The following is a 6,121-nucleotide window of genomic DNA, read 5'->3' on the forward strand; positions in this document are numbered from 1 at the left end:
GCGTCACGCGGTCGTAGGCTTCCCGGGTGGCGGCACGCAGCAGCGCCGGATCGTCCATGCTTGATCGCGCCAGCAGATCGTCCAGGGCAACAGGGAGTGATGAGGCGGCTGGAGCACCGGGGGACGTGCGCGGCATGGAATTCCGGGGTGAAGAGTTGGCGAGTGGGGCACGATAGCAAATGCACGTGTACACATCGCCAATTCCCTTGTCAGTGGCTTCGGCGTGCCTGCCCATCGGCGGGCTTGGCCGGCGCAGGGGCAGGCAGACGCCGCAATACTGCCTTGTCCACCTTGGCGGCAACACCAACGCTGCGCCCGGCCAGGTTGGCCACGTGATATTGCACCGCCACGCCCAGCACCTGGGTCGCCTCGGACAGGTTCAGCCCGTAGGCCTGGCGCAGCCACTGCAGCATGCCCGACGTCGCCAGCCGCAGCGCGTCGTCGCTGGAACCGCCCTGGCCGAGCGTCATGACCTGGGTGGGCGATTCGACGCGCGGGGTGGCGATCGACTGTTGCTTCACCAGCGCCACCTTTACCACCACGTCCAGCGAGGTCTCCAACGCCCACTGCGTGGTTTCGCCATCGCCCTGCAAGGCGTGCCCGTCGCCCAGATACAACAATGCACCGGGCTGCTGCACCTGCAGGTAGACGGTGTTGCCTTCGACGACGGTATTGAAGTCCATGTTGCCGCCGAAATCGCCGGTATCGCCGGTGGAAAATGCCGGGTAGCCGAAGCCGGGGGCGACGGCGAGCCCGCCCAGCATCGGCTTTACCGGAATCTCGAATTGCTTCAGTGCCCCGGTGGCACCGTCCGGGCGGGCGATACCCTTCGCGCGGTCCAGCGTCCAGCGCACCGGTTTGCCCAGGGACGCGCTTTCGGCCGCGACCCGTGGGGTCTTCAGCCGCCCCACCACACCATCCAGGCTGTCGGCGTAATCGCGGTTCAGCTTCAGCGAGGTCAGCGTGATCGCCAGGGTGTCGCCCGGTTCTGCACCGGCCACGAAGAACGGGCCCACCTGCGGATTGCCGAACAGCGCTCGGGTAACGCCGTTCTCGTCGACGCCGCCGGAGTCCAGCGTACGGGTCTGCACCGAATCGCCCGGTTGGATCACCAATACCGGCGCGCGATCCGCGCTGAAGGTATTGGAATAGTCCGTTGGCGTGAACACATGCAACTGCGGGGTGGTGGAGGCGGGCGTTGGCACGCGCCATGCCTTGAAGGCGTGGGTGGCACGCACGGCGCGGTTGTTGGTGTCGGGTTGGTCGCTCTGGCCCTGCATGCGTTCGCCGTCGATGCGGCCGGTGAAGTGATACACCTGTCCGTCGCTATCGGTTGCCGTGAACTGCAGGGTGTCGCCGACCCGCGTGCCTTCGATCCGATCCGCATCCAGCCTGCCCTGGATGCGCTCGCCGCGGGTGTCCAGCTGCAGGGTCTGATGATTGTTGTTGCCCCATAGGTCGGTTGTCACGATCCATTGTTCGGCGGCACGTGCGTTGAGTGGCAGGACAGCCAGCAACAATGGAAGCAACTTGGAGGGCGTAAACACGGCGTGTGGCATCCGCAGGGCCCGCAAGGGCGTATGCCGCAGCCTATGCGCTTGCCCACCGGCGACACAGTGTCGAAGGTAACCCGGCGCTGCCCGGTGGAGTCGCTTATGATCGCCCCACTTCATTCCCGCGGCGGCGTCATGGATCGAGCCCGTTCCCATCCTGCCTGGCGACAGCACCTGTGGGCGTTGCTCTCCACGCTCACGCTGCTGCTGTGCTGCGCCGTGCCGGCCTTGGCGCAGACCGCCCGCAAACCCTCGCCGTACGAATACCGCCCGGGCAGCGATAGCGCGCCTGTGCAGCCGACGACCGGGCCGGACTCCCTCGCGCGCATCGACACCCGCGCGCAGTTCATGCAGCTGGCCCGTGTCTACAACGCCGGTACGGCGCTGGAGATGCCGCATCTGATCTTCGTGATCGACCGGCAGAATGCGGCACGCATCTACTACATCAATACGCCCCGCTTCGCGCTGCACGAGCAGTTCGTGCGTCGCCAGGGACTGCTGCGTTCGTTGGACAAGGCAACCCTCAACGCGCAGTACCGTGATCCGCAGCGACGCTTTCTGTTCGGCACGTTGAGCTGGCAGAAGGACCTGCCGGGCTACACCTACGAGTTCTGGGAGGGTGACAGGCTCACCGCGTCCCTGCTGCGGCAGACCGACACGGTGCTGCGGGCCTCGTTCGGCGAGCCCATCCGCTTCAAGACCAACTCCACCCAGCACGAGCAGCTGGCCAGCGGCATGGGGCTGGCCTACGTCAGCCAGGAAGCGTTGTTGCGTGAGCAGCGTTTCCTGCCGTTGAACACCGGCCGCGCCGAGGGCCGGCTGCGGATCGTGCGCACGGAGGCGCAGCTGCGCACGCTGGCGCCGCAGGACATCCCGGTACTGGACGAGGTGCCCATCGCATTGACGCCGGTAGCAGGGCTGGTGACCCAGCGCCCGTCCACGCTGCTGTCCCACGTCAACCTGCTGGCCAAGGGCTGGGGCATCCCCAACGTATATGTGCGCGACGCGCAGCAGGCGCTGCGCCAATATGACGGACGCTGGGTGGCGCTGGAGGTCAGCAACAACGACTACCGGGTAACGCCACTGACGCGGCCGGCAAGGGCGCCCTCGGCCCCTGCGGCGCGCCCGGCGGCGCGCAACCTGCCACGCCCGGACCTGAGCGTGGTCGCGCTCAAGCCCTTGGCGTCGCTGCGTGCGCGTGACAGCAGCCACTGCGGGGTGAAGGCTGCCAACCTGGGCACACTGAAGACGGCGCTGCCCCCGGCGGCGCGCGTACCCGATGGCTTCTGCATTCCGTTCTCGCACTATCAGGCGATGATGAAACGGCTGCAGATGGCCGAGCGACTACAGCAGCTGCAGCGTCGCCCGGGCTTCAGTGCCGACCCGGACATCCGCCGCGATGCGCTGGCGGCGCTGCGTGCGGAGATCAGCAATGCCAGGCCCGATCCGGCGTTCGTCCGCGCCCTGGACGCGCAATGGCAGGGGCAACTGAAGGGGGCCGCGGTGTTTGTACGCAGCTCTTCCAATTCCGAGGATCTGCCCGGCTTCAGTGGCGCCGGCCTGTACACCACCGTCCCCAACGTGACGCGTGCCGATGCCCTGGCCAAGGCGGTGCAGACGGTCTGGGCATCGGTMTACAACTTCGAGGCCTATGAAGCGCGCGCGGCGGCGGGGCTGCGACAGGACGCGGTGGCCATGGCGGTGCTGGTTCAGCGTGCTGCGCCTTCGGACAGTTCCGGAGTGATGATCACCCGCGATCCCTTCGACGCCGCCCGCCGCCACATCACCTACATTTCGGCCAAGCGCGGGCTGGGAATCCGCGTGGTGGAGGGCAAGCGCCAAGCCGAACAAGTGATGTATTCGAACTGGTCCAAGGCGGTGCAGGTCCTGAGCCGGTCGGCCGAAGATACCCAGCTGGTGGCCAAGGCGGGCGGCGGCGTCCGCGAAGTTCCCATTACCGGCTCACGCCAGGTGCTGACCGATGCGCTGATCGTGCGGTTGGCCAACGTCGGGGCCGCTACCAAGCAGGCGCTGGGCGGTGTGGACCAGGACATCGAGTGGGCCGTGGTCGGCGATGAGGTGCTGATGCTGCAGTCGCGGCCCTATGTGGATGGACGCGGGCGATAGTGGGCTACTGGCTCATCGGATAGGAGCCGGCACAGACGTCGCCTTCTTCGACACCGGTAATCCATGCCTGCAGTTGTTTGATCCGGTCGCGCGTGAGCTRCTCATACTCGCCGCTCTGGCACATCGGCAGCACGCTGCCATAGTCGGCCGGACTCGGATACCGCGCTGCGATCTGCGCATCACGGAAGACGATCCAGGCGCGCTGCGATGCCTTCAGTTTGTCCAGGAACACCTTGTCCTGGGCATTGGCGGCCAACACCTTCGCGTAAACGCGGTTGAGTTCGGCATCGGCCGAGTGCGCGGTGAGGCTGGCGCATTGGTTGAGTCCGGCTTGGGCTTGATTGGGGCTGTCGCAGGCCATGCCATCGGAGGTGCGCGCGGGTGCGGCTGGCGTGGAGGGCCTTTTTCCCTGGGCGTGCGCCGATGCCGCCAGGCAGAGGGAAAACGCAAGAGTGAAAAGCATCGCAGGACCTTTCATTGGCGTCGCTCCAGGCCAGATAGAACAGAGGGACATCTCAGCCGCTGTAGCCTCGGATGCGCATGCATTTCTTGATCAGGTCCGATTTCTCCATCCCGCGCACGACACCGTCTCCGACCGCGTCTCCCGTGCTTTTGGGCGCTCGCCCATCGCCGGTCGTGGCCTTGGAGGCGTCGTAGTCGCACTCGGCCAGATCGTGCTGCTTCTGCGACTCGCTCGCGCCGGGCTTGCTCCAGCCCTTGATCTGGGCAGTACCGCATCCAGTGAACATCACGGCGCTGCAAAGCAGCGCGACACCGCGGAGTGCGTTGGTATCCATGGCGATCTCGGTGGATTGGGTCATGGCGGGGCTGGCCACGGCGGCATTAACGGGCGCGACGGGTTAAAGCCGCGTGAGCAGGGGGACGGGGCTCATCCATCGCCCCTGGACGTGCTCCAGGCGCTCAGCAACCAACACCCGCTATTGATCGCCATCGGCGCGCCGTACCGTGGGTGTCACGCAACGGAGATCAGGATGTCCGTGTTCCGTTGCCGCCAAACGCCAATGGTCTACGCCAGCCAGATTCTGCATGACGATGAGGTGCCGTACTGCAGTGCTGGCGACCGGTGCCCAGCCTGAGGCGCTGTAGCAGGTGGCCGATAGCGGACGTCAAGGCGAATACGCGTCAAGATGGTTGGCAAGGCGGTCGATACTGTTCGCATCGACCACCGCAGCCACATAGCCATCGGGCCTGATCAGCACCCACTCGCCAGGCGCCATTCCGTAGGCATCTTCAACGTGTCGATCCGTATCGCGCAGATCGCCCGYCGGGCCGAAGACGTGCACCTGCAAGCCGCTACGCACTGGTGCGATGGCGCGATCGCTCGCGTAGCCCAGCAGCGTCCAGTGCGTGCCGCGCAACACCTCGAACAGCCGCACGGGCTGGCCACCAGCACCCAGCAACGGCGCATCCGGGGCGCGGTCGCCTGGCGTGATGCATCCCGTGCGAAACGCGCCCGCGAGCGATAGAGACGACGGCCGATACCCGAGGTCCAGCTGCTGCACCTCGCGCCCGCGCCGGTTGTCGCCGCGCTGGGCGTCATCCAGCAGGCGGGTGGCCAAACCCAGCATGGACGCTGCAATGGGGCGACGTTCTTCCTCGTAGGTGTCCAGCAACGCCGCCGGCGCGCCCTGCAGCACCGATGCCAGCTTCCAGCCAAGGTTGTACGCATCCTGCGCGCTGGTATTGAGGCCTTGGCCGCCGGTCGGAGGGTGCGTATGGGCAGCGTCGCCGACCAGGAACACGCGGCCGATGCGGTAGCGTTCGGCAAGCCGCGCGTGCATCCGGTAGGCCGACGCCCACGAGACGTCTTCAACGACGAGGTCGGTGCGACCGGTCCGCTCGCGCACCATCGCCGCCAGYCCGTTCACCGACAGATCCACCTCACCGTCGAGCGGCACCGGCGCCTGCAGTTGGAACAGGGCGGTTCCCATCAGCGGACACAACGAAATGCGGCGCGCCATGTCGTCCTCGTTGAACGTGTGCCACGCATCGCGCGGCAGCCCCTGCAGCACGATGTCGGCCACCACCGCGCGCACCCCGAGGGTCTTGCCGGGGAATCCAATATCCAACGCCTGGCGTACGAAGCTGCGTCCGCCGTCGGCACCGATCAGATACCGGGCGCGCACGGTCTGCTCGCCCGACGGCGTAGCAAGGTGGACGCTGACGCCATCACCGTCCTGCTCGAATCCCACTACCGCGTGGCCAAATTCGACGTGATGCCCCAGTTCTGCCAAGCGGTCGCGCATCACCGCTTCGGTCAGGAACTGCGGCACCATCAGCGGCTGCCGATAAGGCTCGGCCGGGGTTGCCGGCGACGCCTCCAGCACGAGGGCATCGGTGCTGCTGCCATCGGCATGGTGGCTGCGCGACACGGGGTAGGGCCCGCCTGCGGCGAACAGCCGGTCGATGATGCCCATGTC

5 protein-coding genes are annotated in these 6,121 nt (G+C 66.6%); 1 reads left to right on the top strand and 4 read right to left on the bottom strand.

The genetic code is table 11. The annotated features are described in order from the left end of the window. Nucleotides 1-209 precede the first annotated feature (209 nt). Nucleotides 210-1,469, bottom strand: coding sequence for an acetamidase/formamidase family protein (locus ACXJKH_RS12625; protein ID WP_457319701.1), 1,260 nt, complete (start codon nt 1,467-1,469; stop codon nt 210-212). 219 nt (nt 1,470-1,688) lie between these two features. Here ACXJKH_RS12625 and ACXJKH_RS12630 point away from each other — a divergent pair, with 219 nt between their 5' ends. Continuing rightward, the gene (locus ACXJKH_RS12630) at nt 1,689-3,680 is read left to right on the top strand and encodes a PEP/pyruvate-binding domain-containing protein (RefSeq protein ID WP_457319703.1); all 1,992 of its coding nucleotides are present in this window, start codon (nt 1,689-1,691) and stop codon (nt 3,678-3,680) included. A gap of 4 nt (nt 3,681-3,684) precedes the next feature. Here ACXJKH_RS12630 and ACXJKH_RS12635 read toward each other — a convergent pair whose 3' ends face one another. The 3 genes from ACXJKH_RS12635 to ACXJKH_RS12645 form a co-directional block, all read right to left on the bottom strand. Beyond that, a complete protein-coding gene (locus ACXJKH_RS12635; protein ID WP_457319705.1) occupies nt 3,685-4,194 on the bottom strand; it encodes a lysozyme inhibitor LprI family protein in 510 nt (169 codons plus the stop codon). 1 nt (nt 4,195) lies between these two features. Further along, nucleotides 4,196-4,501 (bottom strand): hypothetical protein, encoded by a 306-nt coding sequence (locus tag ACXJKH_RS12640; RefSeq protein WP_256774238.1) that lies wholly within the window; start codon nt 4,499-4,501, stop codon nt 4,196-4,198. Between the two features lie 306 nt (nt 4,502-4,807). Continuing rightward, nucleotides 4,808-6,121, bottom strand: a 1,314-nt coding sequence (locus ACXJKH_RS12645) for an FAD-dependent monooxygenase (RefSeq protein ID WP_457319708.1), incomplete at its 5' end; no start/stop codon positions are given.

The organism is Stenotrophomonas sp. P5_B8, from assembly GCF_054049855.1.

Excerpts from the sequence above, each read along its gene's own strand:
- ACXJKH_RS12640 (WP_256774238.1), bottom strand. The coding sequence starts at position 4,501 with ATGACCCAATCCACCGAGATCGCCATGGATACCAACGCACTCCGCGGT.